We start from the raw sequence: 15,951 nt of genomic DNA, 5'->3' as shown, positions 1-15,951 counted from the left end.
CGATGTCCCTGCCGCTTGATGACACCGCGCTTGATCAGGTGTTCCGTACCGCCCGCACCTACAATGGCTATCTCGACAAGCCGGTGAGCGAGGAGCAGCTGCACGCGATCTGGGACCTGATGAAGATGGGGCCGACCTCGGCCAACCAGATGCCTGCGCGCCTCATCTGGTGCGTGAGCGATGAGGCGAAGGAAAAGCTCGCCGCCTGCGCCGGTGGTACGAACCCTGACAAGATCCGCAAGGCACCCGTCAGCGTGATCATCGGCATGGACATCGATTTCCACGAGCAGCTGCCATGGCTGTTCCCCCATGCCGACGCAAAGAGCTGGTTCGAGGGCAACGAAGCGCTGCGCGAGGTTTCCGCCATGCGCAACTCGACGCTGCAAGGCGCCTATTTCATCGTTGCCGCACGCATGGTGGGGCTTGATACCGGGCCGATGTCGGGCTTCAACAATGCGGCGGTGGACGCGGCGTTCTTCGCCGGCACGCGCGTGAAGTCCAACTTCATTTCAACGCTGGGCTACGGCGATCCGGCCACGATCTTCGCGCGCAGCCCCCGGCCTGATTTCGCCACCTTCAACACGCTGGCCTGAGGCAGCACGCACTTGCGCCGGCTGGTGATCGACAGCGCCACCGAAGCCTGTTCGGTGGCCTTGTTCGACGATGGAGACATGGTGGCGGGCACGCACGCCATGCTCGGGCGTGGCCATGCCGAACAGCTTGTGCCGATGATCGCTGCGTTGCCCGGCAAGGGCCGTGCCGACCGCATCGCCGTCAACGCCGGTCCGGGCAGCTTCACCGGTATTCGCGTGGGCCTTGCCGCCGCGCGCGCGCTGGCGCTGGCGTGGGACGTACCGCTCGAAGGCTATGCCTGCCTGGCGCTCGTCGGCGCGATGGCCCGCGCCGCGCATGGCGGCAGCGCCATCGACGTGGTGATGAGCGGTGGGCACGGCGAGTGGTTCTTCCAGCCCTTTGCGGCAGACGGCACCGCGCTGGCCGAACCGGCATCATTGCTGCCGGATGAGGCGACGGAGCGCTCGCAGGCGCTGATCGTGGTCGGCAGCCAGGCCGAGGCGCTGGCAATGCGGCGCGGCGGCACGCCTGCGACCTATCCGCTCTGGCCTGATGCGCGCGCGTTTGCGCTGCTTGGCCGCGATGCCCTGCGCCCCGATCCCACGCCCCGCTATGGCCGCGCACCCGATGCGCGGCTTCCAATAGCGTGATGGCCGCTGGGTGAAGGCAGCTTTGCCATGAACGACGACGCGCCCGACAGCGCCGATGATATCGACCGGATCATGGAAGTGATGACCGGTGCCTTCGCGCCCGAGTACGGGGAGGCATGGAACCGTCGTCAGGTTTCGGACTCGCTCCTGCTTACCGGAACCGGTTACTGCCTGATTGGCGCAGAGGGATCATTCGATCCGGACCTCGCAGAACCCGTGGCAGGGTTTGCCCTTACTCGGTCGATCTTCGACGAGGAAGAACTGCTGCTCTTCGCCGTACTTCCCCAGTATCGCGGCAAAGGTCTGGGGGCGGCACTGCTGACCGAAGTCATCGCACGGGCGCGTTTGCGGGGCATCCGGCGGCTGTTTCTCGAAATGCGGCGGAACAATCCCGCCGGCAAGCTATACACAGGCTTTGGTTTCCGGACTGTCGGCATAAGAGCCGGATACTACCGCACAGCCAGCGGCGTGCGGCTGGATGCGCTCAGTCAGGAACTGTATATTGCGGACAATTAGGCATATTTACCTGTATCAACCTGCACTTGGGAGAATTCTGGCGGAAAAATGACCGCATAGCTCAGCAATGGTTGTAACTCGGTTGCGCAAGCGTATATGCGGTTCGGTCTACTCTGGACTCACTGAGCCTTGACTGGGCAAAAAGAAGATAACAACCGCAAAAGGTACGGGTACAATGAGTGAAATCGAAAACGATATGCGGGAAACGCTGATCACGCTCACATCAGACATCGTTGCAGCACACGTCAGCAACAACAGCGTCGCTGTTAACGACCTGCCAGTGCTGATCAGCAATGTCTATGCCGCGCTGGCTGGCCTCAATCCCGCGCAACCGGCAGCAGAACCGGCTCCTGAACCCGCGGTTTCGATCCGCGCTTCGGTGAAGAACGATCACATTGTCTGCCTTGAAGACGGCAAGAAGCTCAAGATGCTCAAGCGCCATCTTATGACGCGCTACAACATGACCCCGGATCAGTATCGCGCCCGCTGGAACCTGCCGGCAGACTATCCGATGGTCGCTCCGGCTTATGCTGAAAAGCGCCGCGAACTCGCCAAGAAGATCGGCCTCGGCCGCAAGCCTGCGCCAAAGCGTGGCCGCAGCGCCAAGGCTGCCGGCTAAGCTGCCTGAAGCCGACCAAGGCCGGCCCGGAACCGGCGAGGCCCCCATTCGTTTGCGCGTGGCCTCGCCGTGTTCACTTTTCCCCGATCCGGGCCTGATACTGCCCGCAAATCGACCGCGCGCCGGTTGAAGAATTGGCGCAGCAAACTATGCTGCACGCAATCTAACCGGATTGGGCCGCAAGCTTGCACCAGGCAATCGACATCGAAGCGCTTTGCGCGGAACGGGGTCTCAGGATCACCGAACAACGCCGCGTGATCGCGCAGGTGCTGTCTGAGAGCGACGACCATCCCGATGTCGAGAAGCTGCACGAGCGCGCATCGGCGCGCGATCCGCGCATTTCCATCGCCACGGTCTACCGCACTGTCCGTCTTTTCGAGGAGGCGGGGATCCTCGATCGCCACGATTTCGGCGATGGCCGCGCCCGATATGAGGCAACGCCCGAGGCGCACCACGACCATCTGATCGATGTCGAGACCGGAAAGGTCATCGAATTCGTCGATCCCGAGCTTGAGGCGCTGCAGCGCCAGATTGCCGAACGGCTTGGCTACCGCCTCGTCGACCACCGCATGGAGCTATATGGTGTCAAGTCTGATCGCGAGGCGTAAGGCCCGCCGCCAGGTGGGCCCGGAACGCGGCGCAGCCATCACCTGGATGGGCTGGATGCGGATCGTGCTGCGCGGTGTGGCGCTGGTGCTGGCCATGCTGCTCTGCGTGCCGCTGCACTACCTCTACCGCGTCGTGCATTATGGCTCGCCGTTTCCCAAGCTGTTCCTGTTTCTGGCGGCGCGCATCATCGGCGCGCGTGTGCGGGTCCACGGCGTGCCGCTCAAGCGCGATGTGTTCTATATTTCGAACCATCTCTCGTGGGTGGATATCCTTGCGCTTGGCGGGGCCAGCGGCACGGCCTTCGTCGCCAAGGCAGAATTGTCGCAGGCCCCCATCGTCGGCTGGCTCGCGCGGATCAACCGCACCGTGTTCGTGAGCCGCGAGGACCGCATGGGCGTGGCCGATCAGATCAACCGCCTCAAGGAAGCGCTGGCCGACAACTGGTCGATCACCGTGTTCCCTGAAGGCACCTGCACCGATGGCAAATCGCTGCTCCCCTTCAAGACCTCGATGCTGCGCGTACTGGAGCCGCCGCCGCCGGGTGTGATGGTGCAGCCAGTGGTGCTCGATTATGGCCGCGTCGCCGAATGGATTGGCTGGATCGGCACGGAAGACGGTGTTTCCAACGGCAAGCGCATTCTCTCGCGTCGTGGTTCGTTCCGGCTCGAGGTTCACTTCCTCGAACCGTTCGATCCGCAGGGGCTGGCCGGGCGCAAGGCGATCGCCGCCGAAGCGCGCCGCCGCATCGAACCCGCGCTTGAGGCCGCATTGGGTGAACCGCTGCGGCCCTTCGCCTTCGATGTTGCGCCCGTACGCTACGAAGCGGCAAAGAGCGCGGCGTGAAGCTGAAGCTCAAGCCCGGCATGGCGCGCCGTCCGCGCCAGGTGGTACACAAGCTTGCCAACGCGGTGCGCCGCAAGATCATTCTCCAGAAAACCCGCCTTCGCGGCACCCCGGCCAGAGAGGCCAAAGGCCCGCCCGAGGCTTTGCTCGGCCTGCGCCGCCTTGTCGCCAATCCGCGTCGCTTCGGCGGCTTCGTCAGCGGTCCTGCGCTGGCGGCGGCCATCACTGCCGAAATCGATCCGGCGGCCGGCCCCGTGCTCGAACTCGGCCCCGGCACCGGCGTGTTCACGCGCGCCCTCATTGCGCGCGGTGTTCCCGAGAGCAATCTGATCCTGGTCGAGGCAGACCATCTGCTCGCCGCACGGCTGCGCACAGCGTTTCCCCAGGCGCTCGTGCTGGCCCACAAGGCGGCCAGCGTAACGGAAGACATGCTCCAGGGCCGCCGCCCGGCCGCAGTGGTGAGCGGCCTGCCGCTGCTCAACTTTCCCAGCCGCGAGGTGGAGAGCATCGTCACCACCGCGTTCGGCTTCTGCACGCCGGATGCCGCGCTTTACCAGTTCACCTATGGCCCGAAGTGCCCGGTGCGCGAAGAGATCATGGCCCGTCTGGGCCTCTCCGCACACCGCACCGCGCGCGTCTGGCGAAACGTCCCACCGGCATCGGTTTACTGCATTACCCGCAACTGAGCCCGAGTAGTTCGGCGGTCAGCCCTGCTGCCGTTGCAGATCCTGCCCGCGTTGCTGCGCGATGCTGCAGCGTCCCCGATCATAACCACCGACCGCGCGGATGACATCGCCCTGACGCGGCTCGACGCGCTTCCCCGTGGCAATACCGGCCAGCACGCGCGCCACCATCGTATCGAGCCGGGTGACCAGATAGCACGCCACATCCGGTTCGGCATGGCTATCACCAACGCCGCTGTCATCGGTCAGGAAGATGTACCGCCCCTGCGTCAACGCGGCCATCGAGCGCAGGACATATTGGGCACTGTCCTCCACCCCGCTCGCCGCAACGGGAACGATCTGCACACCGCGACTTCGCAGTTGCTGCGCCGCGTCGAGTGTGGCGCCGATCGCGTCCTCGTGCGGCGGCGCATCGGTGACGAGCAGCACGGCCTTGGCCGCATCCGGGCGCCATTGCAGGCGGCCAGCCTCCACCACCGCCCGGTCCATCGCCTCCGGCGTATCGCCGCCGCCATCGGCATCCTGACGGGCCAGCAGCGTGCGGATCGAACCGATGTTCCCGGTCAGCGGTGTCGACTGGACGACATAGTCATCGCCCTCGTCGCGGTAGAGCACCACGCCGATGCGCAAGTCGATCTGGCCGGCATTGCGCTTGAGCCGCGCGACGATCGTATCGAGTTCGGCCTGGAGGTACTCAATCTCGTCGCCCATGCTGCCGGTTGTGTCGATCACCAGCGCAAGGTCCATCGCGCGCGGCGCAGCGGCGAGGCCGGGAAGCGCGATCTCGACCAACCGGCCTGCGGAAAGCGTGACGGGCTTGCGTGCCGCCCCGGCGGTCCCGGTCACGGCCACGGTGGTCTTCTGGGGGATGCGGTCCGCCCGCGGATAGAACGAGGCGGTCCCGTCGGCGGCGGTCACAAGATGGAGCGGTGCGCCGGGGCGGCCGACATCGGTCTGTGCAAACGGCACCGGCCGCCCGCGTGCATCGACCACGCGGATCACCACTCGGCTGCGCGTATCGTAGAACGGCAGCGACTGGCCGCTCGCCTGGAGGAAGCGCCCGGCATAGGCGGCATATTGCCCTGGATTGAGCAGATCATCGACATCGCCTGCCGTCAGCAGGCCCGATTGCGGCTGGACCGGATTGGTCGGCATGGCGGGCGGTTCGATGACCACCGGCGGCGGCGCCACGGGATCGAGCATGGTCGTCTCGGTCTTGCCGCTGACCAGCCCGCCAATGGTCCATTCGGACTTCCTGGTGACCGCGCGGGCCATGGCGGGAGGCGGAGCCTCCTCCGCGACGTCGACGGCAGCGGCGGCTTCTTCGGGCTTGCTGTAGCTTGTCCCGGACGCCTCCGGCGCCTTTTCACTGCAGGCCGCGAGGGCTAGCAGGCTGCCCCCCAGAACGAACGTGGAAACGCTGCGAGCAACAACGCGACGACGCATGGGCAGACCTCCCTGAGAGACCCGTTAAATCTCTACCAATTCAATTTGAATTACAAGCCCAACATTGCATCGTGCCTGACTGTCGCCTTGGCTTCGGCCAGCACCCTCCCGCGCCCCCTTCTATCGCGGGCCATTTTCGCGTACGGGCGCCCCTTATGTCCGCTAAATCCCCCCGCACCTTCCATGTGAAAAGCTTCGGCTGCCAGATGAACGTCTATGACGGCGAACGCATGGCCGAACTGCTGACCGCCGAAGGCATGACGGCGGCAGATGAGCGCGAGGCGGCGGATCTTGTCGTGCTCAACACCTGCCACATCCGCGAAAAGGCGACCGAGAAGGTCTATTCCGATATCGGCCGGATCGTGAAGGATGGGCGCGAGGCTGGCGCCGTGCCGCTGATCGCAGTGGCTGGCTGCGTCGCGCAGGCGGAGGGCGAGGAAATCATGACACGCGCGCCTTCGGTGCGTGTCGTCGTCGGTCCTCAGGCCTATCACCGCCTGCCCGCGATGGTCGCGCAGGCCGCAGCCGGTGGCCGCGCGACCGAGACCGACATGCCCGCCGAGGCGAAGTTCGCCGCACTGCCCAAGCGCCGCAAGGTCGGCGCCAGCGCCTTCCTCACCGTGCAGGAAGGCTGCGACAAGTTCTGCACATACTGCGTGGTGCCCTATACGCGCGGCGCCGAACTCTCGCGCCCTTATGCCGATCTCGTCAGTGAGGCCCGCGCGCTGGTTGAAGGCGGCGCGCGCGAGATCACGCTGCTGGGACAGAATGTGAATGCCTGGACGGGCGAGGACGACAAGGGCCGCCGTGTCGGCCTCGCCGGCCTTGCCGAGGAACTGGGTCGGATCGAGGATCTTGGTCGCATCCGCTACACCACCAGCCATCCGGCGGACATGGACGATGCGCTGATCGAGGCGCATGGCAGCAATCCGAAGCTGATGCCGTTCCTCCACCTGCCCGTGCAATCTGGCAGCGACCGCGTGCTGAAGGCGATGAACCGCAGCCACACCGCAGAGAGCTACTTGCGCATTCTGGAGCGCGTGCGTGCCGCGCGGCCGGACATCGCGCTTTCAGGCGATTTCATCGTCGGTTTCCCGGGCGAGACCGAAGCGGAATTCGCCGAAACGCTGCAGATCATCGCTGAGGCCCGCTATGCGCAGGCGTTCAGTTTCAAGTTCTCCGCCCGCCCCGGCACCCCCGCCGCCACGATGGACGGCCAGATCGCGCCCGAAGTGATGGACGAACGCCTGCAGCGCCTGCAGGCCGCGCTCCAGCGTGACAGCCTTGCGTTCAACACGGCGAGCGTCGGCAAGCGCTGCTCGGTGCTGGTCGAACGCAAGGGCCGCCACGCCGGGCAATGGCTGGGCAAATCGCCCTGGCTGCAATCGGTGCACTTCACCGGGGATGCGGCGCTGGGCGATCTTGTGGACGTCGATCTCGTCGAGGCCGGGCCCAATTCGCTGGCCGGCCAGCTGGTGGCGCGCGCCGCCGCATAAACGGTAGCGCGCGCATCACCGCTTAGCCGTGGTAGTGGTGGTGGCGATGCCAGGCCCGGGCGCGGGCGACACGCGCGCGGTGGAGCCGGCGCTGATCGCGGCGCAGTTCATGGCGGTCGCGGCGCAGCTCGCGGCGTTCTTCACGCACTTCATGGCGATCGCGAACGACTTCGCGGTGGATGGCGTGGGCACGGGCATCAGCAGCCACGGGACCGGCATGGGCCTGGGCCATGGCAGGGGCCACAGCGGGGGTCAGCGCGAGGAACGCGGCTGCCAGCAGAAACTTGCGCATCGGATTCTCCTTCAGACGGGATCGCATCCTTGCGACCACGGATGAAGAATGCCTTTCTCGGGCTGAACCAGCCGGGAACAGCGGCTTAAGGGGAGCGACATTTTGGTCGCAGTTTGTCGCAAGTAGGGCCCCGCCCGCCACAAGGCAGTGCAAATGATGCGATTTCGGCCCGGCGTGTCTTGCGCCTGTCGCATCGGTGCCTAATCTCGCATCAGCAAACCTGAAAGGAGCGCATGGCCCGCAAGTTCTCCCGTTCGCATGAAGAGGCTGCCCGCAGCGACTGGCAGGGTGCCTTACGCAATGATCCACAGCGCGGTGAAGCCGCACGAAGCGAAAGCCAGCGACGCGCCAGGATCGAGATCGCGTTCGAGGAGCAGACGGTGCTCGGTGCGCTGTTTGGCCAGTTTGACCAGAATCTCGTGCAGATCGAGAACCGCATGGGGGTCTATATCTCCGCACGGGGCAACAAGGCAGTGATCGAGGGGCCGGACGATGCGGTCGCCCGGGCACGCGATGTCCTCAAAGGCATGCACCAGCGCCTGCTTTCGGGGCATGAGGTGGATGCGGGCGCGGTCGATTCGCTGATCATGATGTCGAACGAACCGACGCTCGAAGGGATCATCTCCGGCGCCCCCGATGGCGCGCCGCCGATCATGATCCGCACGCGCAAGAAGACCATCGTCCCGCGCTCGGCCACCCAGATCGAATACATGCGCGCGCTGGTTCGCGATGACGTGATCTTCGCACTCGGCCCGGCGGGCACGGGCAAGACCTACCTCGCCGTGGCACAAGCGGTCGCGCAGCTCATCAGCGGCAGCGTGCAGCGTCTGATCCTGTCGCGCCCGGCGGTCGAGGCGGGCGAACGGCTCGGCTTCCTGCCCGGCGACATGAAGGAGAAGGTCGATCCCTATCTCCGCCCGCTTTACGATGCGCTCTACGATTGCATGCCGCCCGAACAGGTCGAGCGGCGGCTGGCCTCGGGCGAGATCGAGATCGCGCCGATCGCCTTCATGCGCGGGCGCACGCTGGCGGATGCTTTCGTCATTCTCGACGAAGCGCAGAACACCACGCCGATGCAGATGAAGATGTTCCTCACCCGCTTCGGCCAGAACAGCCGCATGGTGATCTGCGGCGATCCCAAGCAGACCGACCTGCCCGGCGGCTCGGCGGCGAGCGGGCTGAACGATGCGGTGGGTCGGCTCGACGGCGTGGACGGCATCGGCATGGTCCGCTTCAATGTCGCCGATGTGGTCCGCCATCCCATTGTCGGCCGGATCGTCGAGGCTTACGAAGGCCGCGATTGAGCGCTGTCTGGCGAAGGGGAAACCGGCATGATGAAGAAGCTTGCAGCAACCTTGGCCTTGGCGGCCATGACGATGCAGCCCGTGCTCGCAGCTCCGGAGAAATGCATCACCGGTGCGGAAATGCGCGTTGCGGCGCGGTTCGTCATGCCGATCCTGATCAACGGCGTCTCGACCAAGTGCGCGCCCGTTCTTGGCAACGGTTCCTACCTTGCCACCAAGGGTCCTGACCTCCTGAAGCGCTACGAGGCCTTGCCGGGGGACGAAAGCGCAGTGCCCGCGATCGTGGAAAGGTTCGATACCAAGGGGGAGCTCTCCGGCATGTCGGCCGCAGAGCTTCGCGTGTTCCTCAAGGTTGGCCTGTTCAAGGCGATGGGCAAGGATCTGACCCCTGAGGTTTGCGGCAAGGTGGACAGGGTCCTCACGATCCTTGATCCGCTCCCGGCCGAAAACACGGTCGCACTGTTCGAGTTCGTGTTCCGCGAGGTCGAGGCGTCCGACGCGAAGAAGGCCCAGCGCGCGGGCCGTGCCTTCGAGAGCAAGATCTGTCCGGCTTCGTGATGACCCTAACCCCTTGGCCCCTATGACTGCTCCCACCCTCGAACTCGATATCGACCCCGTTTGGCCGAGTTCCACCGACTGGGAAGACCTTGCCGCGCGCGCAGCGGAAGCCGCCGGTGCCGTCGCACCGGAACTCGCGCACGAACATCTTCTCGTCAGCCTCGTCATGGCCGATGACGAGGAAGTCCATGCGCTCAACAAGCAGTGGCGCGCCAAGGACAAACCGACCAACGTCCTGTCATTCCCCATGCTGTCGCGCGAGGAGGTGCTGGCGGCAGCCGCGGCGCCGGGTGCGCCGGGGATGCTGGGCGATCTGATCCTCGCACATGGGGTCTGCATGCGTGAGGCGGCGGACAAGGGCGTCACGGTGGAGGCCCATGCAGCCCACCTCATCGTCCACGGCCTGCTCCATCTCGCTGGCTACGATCATGAGACCGGCGAGGATGACGCGGCGGAAATGGAGGCTCTGGAGACAAAGGCGCTTGCGCTGATGGGCCTCGCCGACCCATATGCGGCGCATTAGCGACAAAGGAGTGATGGGCCGTGCCTGAGGGCAATGGGTCCGGCGGCGAAGGCCGATCGGGCGAAGGAGACAGTAGCGGCGCGTTGTGGCGCGCGCTCAAGGCATTCTTCCGGGGACCGGATCACGACCAATCGCTGCGTGCGCAGATCGAGGAAGCGATCGAGGAGCACGAAGGCGATTCCGGTGGCAGCAACGGTGCAGACGGCGATCTTCTGCCGCTCGAGCGCCAGATGCTCAAGAACCTGCTCCATTTCAGCGAGAACGATGCCGACGATGTCGCCATCCCGCGCGGCGAGATCGTGGCGATCCCCGCCGCCGCAACCTTCGAGGAGGTCGTGAGCGCCTTTGCCGAGCACGGCCACAGCCGCCTGCCGGTCTATGGCACATCGCTCGATGAAGTGGTCGGCATGCTCCACGTGAAGGACCTGTTCCCGATCGTGGCGGGCATGGCGCTCTCGGGCAAGGCCGCGCCCAAGGACTGGACCGGGCTGATGCGCCAGCCGCTGTTCGTGCCCCAGGCACGCGGCGCGCTCGACGTGCTGGCCGACATGCGCTCCAGCCGCACGCACCTTGCCATCGTGATCGACGAATATTCGGGCACCGACGGGATCATCACCATCGAGGACCTTGTCGAGGAGATCGTCGGCGAGATCGAGGACGAGCACGACGATGCACCGAAGGAACTGCTCTGCCAGATCGACGAACTGACCTGGGACGCAGACGCCCGCACCGAGCTTGACGATGTGGGCGAGCGGATCGATCCCCGGCTTGCGCTGGTGGACGAGGACGTGGATACTCTGGGCGGGCTCGCAGTCGTGCTGGCGGGGGAAGTCCCCCCGATCGGCCGCGTGCTGGAACATGACAGCGGGTGGCGGATCGAGGTGACGGCAGGGGACGAGCGCAGGCTCACCCGGCTGCGGCTCCATGCGCCCTTGCCCGAGACGCCTGAGGAAGACTGACGCTTAGATGATTCGCCGCCTGCCTCCGTTGCGCTCACTCGAAGCGTTCATCCGCGTCGTGCGTGCTGGCTCGGCCAAGACGGCGGCTGCGGAACTCGCACTCAGCCCCTCCGCGCTCTCGCGCCGGCTCGGCGCGCTTGAGGAGTTCATCGGCAAGCCGGTGTTCGAACGCAAGCACCAGCTGCTCAAGCTCACCGAAGAGGGCCAGCAGCTTTATGATGCCGTCGCGCCGCTGATCGACGAAATGGCGGACCGGATCGATCGCCTGATCGATACCGGGCAGGTGCTGCGCCTCCGCCTCGGCGTATTGCCGCTGTTCGGCAGCCAGCGGTTGTTTCCGCGATTGGGTGAACTGCGCAAGCTCCACCCGCAGCTCCACATTGATATCGATAGTTCGGCGGCTGCTGAAACCAAGCTGGGCGACACTATCGACGCCGCGATTATCCTGTCCGAAGGGCCGGACGGCTCGCTCCATTCGGTGCGGCTCGACCACAACCGCGTCTACGCCATCGCCACGCCCGAGATCGTGGCGGAACTGGGCACGCGGCCCGATCTTGCAAAGCTGGGCAAGCAGACCTTCCTCGTCCACAACGACCTGCCGATGAGCTTCGAGGCATGGAAACGCACGCTCCATCTGGAAGCGCTGCAACCTGCCGCGATCGATCATTTCGATTCCGGCCAGCTGATTCTCGAAGCCGCCGCGCAGGGCCTTGGCATCGCGATCATGCACGATGATCACTACAAGCGCAGCCACGATCCACGCGTGGCCCGGCTCTACGATATCGAGGTAGACAGCCCCTATTCCTATTGGTTCGTCTGCCGCCCCCGCGCGCTGCAATCGCGCCCGGTGCGGCTGTTCCACGACTGGATGATCAAGGCGGGCTTGTAGGCCGCCCCGCTTCGACACGCTCCGAATAGCGGTCCACCAGTTGCTCGGCATGCGGGCGCAGCAGCACGGTGAAGCGGACCAGTTCCTCCATCACGTCGACAATCCGCTCGTAGTAGGCGGAAGGCTTCATCCGCCCATCCGCGTCGAATTCCATGTAGGCCTTCGCCACGCTCGACTGGTTGGGGATGACGAACATCCGCATCCAGCGGCCAAGGATGCGCAAGCTGTTGACGCTGTTGAACGATTGCGATCCGGCGCTGACCTGCATGACAGCCAGCGTGCGCCCCTGCGTCGGCCTGAGGCCCTGATAGGCGAGCGGCAGGTGATCGATCTGCGTCTTCATGATCCCGGTGATCTGGCCATGCCGCTCCGGGCTGCACCAGACCTGCCCTTCGGACCATAGCGCATGCTCGCGCAGTTCATGCACCGCCGGATGATCATCGCCCGCAACCTGATCGGGCAGCGGCAAGTCGGAAGGGTCGAAGATCCGCGTCTCGCAACCAAAGAACTGCAGGAGCCGCGCGGCTTCCTCCACCGCATGGCGCGAGAACGAGCGTTCGCGCAGGCTGCCATAGAGCAGCAGGATCCGCGGCGGGTGCGTCAGATCGCCAAGCCCCAGCGCCGGCCGTTCATGGATATGGTCCCGGTTCAGCGCTGGAAGATGGTCGGGATCGGCGAGCGTGCGCAGGCGGGTGTATTCGGTCATGCTGATCCCTGCTGACGTCGCTTACAGCACCACCCGGTACTGCACGAACCCCGATCGCTCGGCGACCTTGTCGTAGAGCACCATCGCGTCGGTATTGGTCTCGTGCGTCAGCCAGTAAAGCCGCGAGGCTCCGGCGGCTTCCGCTTCGCTGCGGACATGGGCGATGAGCTTGCGGCCCACTCCGCCGCCGCGCACGTCGGGCTCGACGTAGAGGTCCTGCAGGTAGCAATAGGGCCCTGCAGTCCATGTCGAGCGGTGGAATATCCAGTGGACCAGGCCGATGGCACGCGCGCCTTGCCAGGCAATCGCGGCGTGCATCGGCTCGGCCGGATCGTGCAGGCGCTCCCAGGTGAGGTCGCTGACCGCGTCGGCGATCTCCACCTTGTAGAAACGCTGGTAGCCCTGCCACAGGCGGTCCCACGCGGCGCGGTCGGCCGGCGCGGGATGCCTGAGCTCCAGGTTCATCGCGAGCCCTCAGGCCGTGACGATGGCCGCCTTCTGGATCGCGCCGGGCTTTGCCGGCGGCTCGCCCTTGGGCAGCGCATCGATATGTTCCATGCCGCTCTCGACTTCGCCCCAAACGGTGTACTGCTTGTCGAGGAAGCGGGCATCATCGAAGCAGATGAAGAACTGGCTGTTGGCCGAGTGCGGATAGCTGGTGCGGGCCATCGAGCAAACGCCGCGCACGTGCGGTGCATCGCTGAATTCAGCCTTGAGATCGGGCTTGCTCGATCCGCCCATGCCGGTGCCCTGCGGGCAGCCGCCCTGCGCCATGAAACCCGGAATCACGCGGTGGAACTTCACGCCATCGTAGAAGCCTTCGCCCACCAGTTCCTTGATGCGTTCGACGTGGCCGGGCGCCAGATCCGGGCGCAGATTGATCACAACATCACCGCCATCGAGCGTAAGAACCAGTTTTTCGTCTGCCATGGTCACCAAATCCCTTCTGTCTGGTCCCGGCATATAATCCCTTGTTCGCCAAAGTATACCATCGAGGTTGCTTTTGCGTCCCCCTTGCGTATCGCCTGCCAGCATGGCGCGCGACGAAGACCTGCACGACTCCGCTCTCGCGGATGGCGGCTCCGTGATGACGGAGGTGGCGGCGGTCACTGAGCCTGCGCGCAATTCCGAAAGCCTCGACGACGAGGACAATACCCTCCGCCCCAGCTTCATCCGCCGCGTGACCGAAGCGCTCGACGCGGACGATCAGGAGACCGTCTACAACCTCGTCGAGCCGCTCCACCCGGCCGACGTGGCCGACCTGTTCGAACTGATCGGGCCGGACTACCGCGTCGATCTCGCCCGCGCGATCAACGATCTGCTCGGCAGCGAGGTGATCTCCGAGCTCAACGACTATGTGCGCGACGATCTCGTCGAAGAGCTCGATCCCGATGAAGTCGCCGAACTCGCCGGAGACATGGAGACCGACGACGCGGTCGCGCTGATCCAGGATCTCGACGAGGAAGACCAGCAGGCCGTCCTCGCCGAGATGGAGCCGGAAGACCGCGCCGCGATCGAGACGGCGCTGTCCTACCCCGAAGACTCCGCCGGCCGCATGATGAGCCGCGATGTGATCGCGGTGCCCGAACACATGACGGTCGGCGATCTCATCGACTACATGCGCGAAGATCAGGACCTTGCCACCGAGTTCTGGGAAGTGTTCATCGTCGATCACAAGCATCATCCGATCGGCACCTGCGCGCTTTCCTGGATCCTGCGCACCCCGCGCTCGATCGCGCTGACCGACGTGATGAAACGCGACCAGACGCTGATCCCGGTGACGATGGATCAGGAAGAGGTCGCGCTGCGCTTCCAGAAGTACGCGCTGATTTCCGCCGCCGTGGTCGATGAAAGCGGGCGGCTCGTCGGCCAGATCACCGTCGACGACGTCGTCCACATCATCCAGGAAGAGGCAAGCGAGGACATCCTGCGCCTTTCCGGTGCGGGCGACGGCGACATCAACGAGCCGATCCACCTCACCGTGCGCACGCGGCTTTCGTGGCTGGTGGTCAATCTCGGCACGGCGATCATCGCCTCTTCGGTGGTCGGCATGTTCCAGGGCGCGATTGCCAAGCTGGCGCTGCTCGCGGTGCTGATGCCGATCGTCTCGGGCATGGGCGGCAATGCGGGAACGCAGACGCTGGCGGTGGTGGTGCGCGCGATTGCCACCAACCAGCTCACCAGTTCCAACACCGTGCGCATGATCCTGCGCGAATTGCGCATCGCGCTCGCCAACGGGCTCTCGCTGGGCGCGCTGATCGGCGTCGGCACCGCGCTGTTGTTCCAGAACCCCTTGCTCGGCAGCGTGATCGGCGCGGCGATGGTGATCAACAATCTCGTCGCGGGCCTTGCCGGGATCATGGTCCCCGTCACGCTCGACCGGCTCAAGGTCGATCCAGCGGTCTCCTCCGCCGTGTTCGTGACGATGGCGACCGATGTGATGGGCTTCTTCTCGTTCCTCGGCCTTGCCGTGCTCAGCGGCCTCGCGAGCTGATCCCAATGCCTCTCCACATGACCAAGGTCGCCTACGGGGCGACATCGTTCGAAGACCTCCACAGCTGGTTCAAGACGCGCGGGGAGACCGCCCGCCTCACCACGCGGTATCTGCCCAAGCGCCATGCCGAGATGATCGGCGGCTCGCTCTACTGGATCCTGAAGCACCAGCTTGTCGCGCGCAGCGAGATTCTCGGCTTCGAGGAAGCGGAAGGCGGGCGGACCCTTATCGTGATCTCCACCAAGCTGATCGACGTCCACCCCAAACCCAAGCGCGCGCATCAGGGCTGGCGCTATCTGGAAGAGGCAGACGCCCCCGCCGATCTGGCGGACGGCGAAAGCGCCGAGATTCTGCCGCCGAGCCTTGCGGGCGAGCTGGCGAAGCTGGGGCTGGCCTGACGTCTGCGTGCCGCCGAGTCGGGTTCGGCGATTTCAGGCCAAGTTGACACGGTTGACACAGTCCAGAGCGAAAACTTTCAGCCCCTGCAACGCAGCCGACAGCAGGATCAAAAACGGCAGATTTGCGCGGAGCGGATGGAACATTTAACGAACATACCACAGGGCAGTCATTGTAGGACAGTGGCTAATAAATAACAGACGCGTCTGTTATTTATTATGGGCGGCGTGTCGGGCGGGATCGGGCGGGCGGGTAATGATAGCGAGCGGAGTGCTGTGGGCGCTCTGGCCCCCCGCCTGCGCGGGGATGACGAGAGTAACCGGGCTTCGCGGTTTGATGACCGGCAATAAGTCTGATAAATCAGGTTTCAGATCCGATGCCCCGCGCATCATCGC

At 65.0% G+C, this 15,951-nt stretch carries 20 protein-coding genes; 15 read left to right on the top strand and 5 right to left on the bottom strand.

The features are described 5' to 3' along the window. The first annotated feature begins 2 nt into the window (after positions 1-2). From ACO06X_RS16225 to ACO06X_RS16195, 7 genes are all read left to right on the top strand, one after another. Positions 3-593: a malonic semialdehyde reductase gene (locus ACO06X_RS16225; RefSeq protein WP_421837241.1), complete on the top strand. Its 591-nt coding sequence runs from the start codon at positions 3-5 to the stop codon at positions 591-593. A 12-nt stretch (positions 594-605) separates the two neighbouring features. After that, a complete protein-coding gene (gene tsaB, locus ACO06X_RS16220; RefSeq protein WP_421837240.1) occupies positions 606-1,223 on the top strand; it encodes a tRNA (adenosine(37)-N6)-threonylcarbamoyltransferase complex dimerization subunit type 1 TsaB in 618 nt (205 codons plus the stop codon). Between the two features lie 27 nt (positions 1,224-1,250). Next, the gene (locus ACO06X_RS16215) at positions 1,251-1,739 is read left to right on the top strand and encodes a GNAT family N-acetyltransferase (protein ID WP_421837239.1); all 489 of its coding nucleotides are present in this window, start codon (positions 1,251-1,253) and stop codon (positions 1,737-1,739) included. Positions 1,740-1,914: 175 nt separating this feature from the next. Beyond that, the gene (locus ACO06X_RS16210) at positions 1,915-2,358 is read left to right on the top strand and encodes a MucR family transcriptional regulator (protein WP_421837238.1); all 444 of its coding nucleotides are present in this window, start codon (positions 1,915-1,917) and stop codon (positions 2,356-2,358) included. Positions 2,359-2,543: 185 nt separating this feature from the next. Further along, positions 2,544-2,966 (top strand): Fur family transcriptional regulator, encoded by a 423-nt coding sequence (locus tag ACO06X_RS16205; protein WP_054122249.1) that lies wholly within the window; start codon positions 2,544-2,546, stop codon positions 2,964-2,966. Continuing rightward, the gene (locus ACO06X_RS16200) at positions 2,938-3,810 is read left to right on the top strand and encodes a lysophospholipid acyltransferase family protein (protein ID WP_421837237.1); all 873 of its coding nucleotides are present in this window, start codon (positions 2,938-2,940) and stop codon (positions 3,808-3,810) included. Before ACO06X_RS16205 ends, ACO06X_RS16200 begins: the two co-directional genes overlap by 29 nt. After that, a complete protein-coding gene (locus tag ACO06X_RS16195) occupies positions 3,807-4,496 on the top strand; it encodes a class I SAM-dependent methyltransferase (protein WP_421837236.1) in 690 nt (229 codons plus the stop codon). Before ACO06X_RS16200 ends, ACO06X_RS16195 begins: the two co-directional genes overlap by 4 nt. Before the next feature lie 18 nt (positions 4,497-4,514). On the opposite strand, the gene ACO06X_RS16190 is transcribed toward ACO06X_RS16195, so the two are convergent. Beyond that, positions 4,515-5,939, bottom strand: a complete 1,425-nt coding sequence (locus ACO06X_RS16190; protein WP_421837235.1) for a vWA domain-containing protein — start codon at positions 5,937-5,939, stop codon at positions 4,515-4,517. 155 nt (positions 5,940-6,094) lie between these two features. Here ACO06X_RS16190 and miaB point away from each other — a divergent pair, with 155 nt between their 5' ends. Further along, positions 6,095-7,435 carry a tRNA (N6-isopentenyl adenosine(37)-C2)-methylthiotransferase MiaB gene (gene miaB / locus ACO06X_RS16185; RefSeq protein ID WP_421837234.1) on the top strand — a complete coding sequence of 447 codons (1,341 nt, stop codon included), beginning with the start codon at positions 6,095-6,097 and terminating at the stop codon, positions 7,433-7,435. 22 nt (positions 7,436-7,457) lie between these two features. Here miaB and ACO06X_RS16180 read toward each other — a convergent pair whose 3' ends face one another. Then, complete coding sequence (locus ACO06X_RS16180; protein WP_421837233.1) at positions 7,458-7,727, bottom strand: hypothetical protein; 270 nt, start codon at positions 7,725-7,727, stop codon at positions 7,458-7,460. Between the two features lie 233 nt (positions 7,728-7,960). Between ACO06X_RS16180 and ACO06X_RS16175 the strand changes: the two genes are divergently transcribed. From ACO06X_RS16175 to ACO06X_RS16155, 5 genes are read left to right on the top strand one after another with little or no spacing between them, the layout of a single operon-like run. Then, positions 7,961-9,031, top strand: coding sequence for a PhoH family protein (locus tag ACO06X_RS16175; protein WP_421837232.1), 1,071 nt, complete (start codon positions 7,961-7,963; stop codon positions 9,029-9,031). Positions 9,032-9,058: 27 nt separating this feature from the next. Beyond that, positions 9,059-9,589 (top strand): hypothetical protein, encoded by a 531-nt coding sequence (locus ACO06X_RS16170; protein ID WP_421837231.1) that lies wholly within the window; start codon positions 9,059-9,061, stop codon positions 9,587-9,589. 22 nt (positions 9,590-9,611) lie between these two features. Continuing rightward, a complete protein-coding gene (ybeY, locus tag ACO06X_RS16165; protein WP_421837230.1) occupies positions 9,612-10,112 on the top strand; it encodes an rRNA maturation RNase YbeY in 501 nt (166 codons plus the stop codon). 20 nt (positions 10,113-10,132) lie between these two features. After that, positions 10,133-11,071, top strand: coding sequence for a hemolysin family protein (locus ACO06X_RS16160; RefSeq protein WP_421837229.1), 939 nt, complete (start codon positions 10,133-10,135; stop codon positions 11,069-11,071). A gap of 7 nt (positions 11,072-11,078) precedes the next feature. After that, positions 11,079-11,960: a LysR substrate-binding domain-containing protein gene (locus ACO06X_RS16155; protein ID WP_298164874.1), complete on the top strand. Its 882-nt coding sequence runs from the start codon at positions 11,079-11,081 to the stop codon at positions 11,958-11,960. Here ACO06X_RS16155 and arsH read toward each other — a convergent pair. From arsH to ACO06X_RS16140, 3 genes are read right to left on the bottom strand one after another with little or no spacing between them, the layout of a single operon-like run. Further along, a complete protein-coding gene (arsH, locus tag ACO06X_RS16150) occupies positions 11,944-12,666 on the bottom strand; it encodes an arsenical resistance protein ArsH (protein WP_421837228.1) in 723 nt (240 codons plus the stop codon). The two genes, ACO06X_RS16155 and arsH, sit on opposite strands and share 17 nt — an antisense overlap. Before the next feature lie 21 nt (positions 12,667-12,687). Continuing rightward, positions 12,688-13,131, bottom strand: coding sequence for a GNAT family N-acetyltransferase (locus ACO06X_RS16145; protein WP_421837227.1), 444 nt, complete (start codon positions 13,129-13,131; stop codon positions 12,688-12,690). A 9-nt stretch (positions 13,132-13,140) separates the two neighbouring features. Next, positions 13,141-13,596 (bottom strand): peptidylprolyl isomerase, encoded by a 456-nt coding sequence (locus tag ACO06X_RS16140; RefSeq protein WP_421837226.1) that lies wholly within the window; start codon positions 13,594-13,596, stop codon positions 13,141-13,143. 157 nt (positions 13,597-13,753) lie between these two features. Between ACO06X_RS16140 and mgtE the strand changes: the two genes are divergently transcribed. Both mgtE and ACO06X_RS16130 read left to right on the top strand, forming a co-directional pair. Continuing rightward, entirely contained in the window at positions 13,754-15,160 is a 1,407-nt protein-coding gene (mgtE, locus tag ACO06X_RS16135; RefSeq protein ID WP_421839933.1) for a magnesium transporter, read from the top strand. A 5-nt stretch (positions 15,161-15,165) separates the two neighbouring features. After that, positions 15,166-15,558, top strand: coding sequence for a DUF1489 family protein (locus ACO06X_RS16130; RefSeq protein ID WP_421837225.1), 393 nt, complete (start codon positions 15,166-15,168; stop codon positions 15,556-15,558). Positions 15,559-15,951 lie beyond the last annotated feature (393 nt).

The organism is Novosphingobium sp. (genome assembly GCF_965229225.1).
GTDB lineage: Bacteria > Pseudomonadota > Alphaproteobacteria > Sphingomonadales > Sphingomonadaceae > Novosphingobium.
This window is presented reverse-complemented; position numbering and strand designations above follow the sequence as displayed.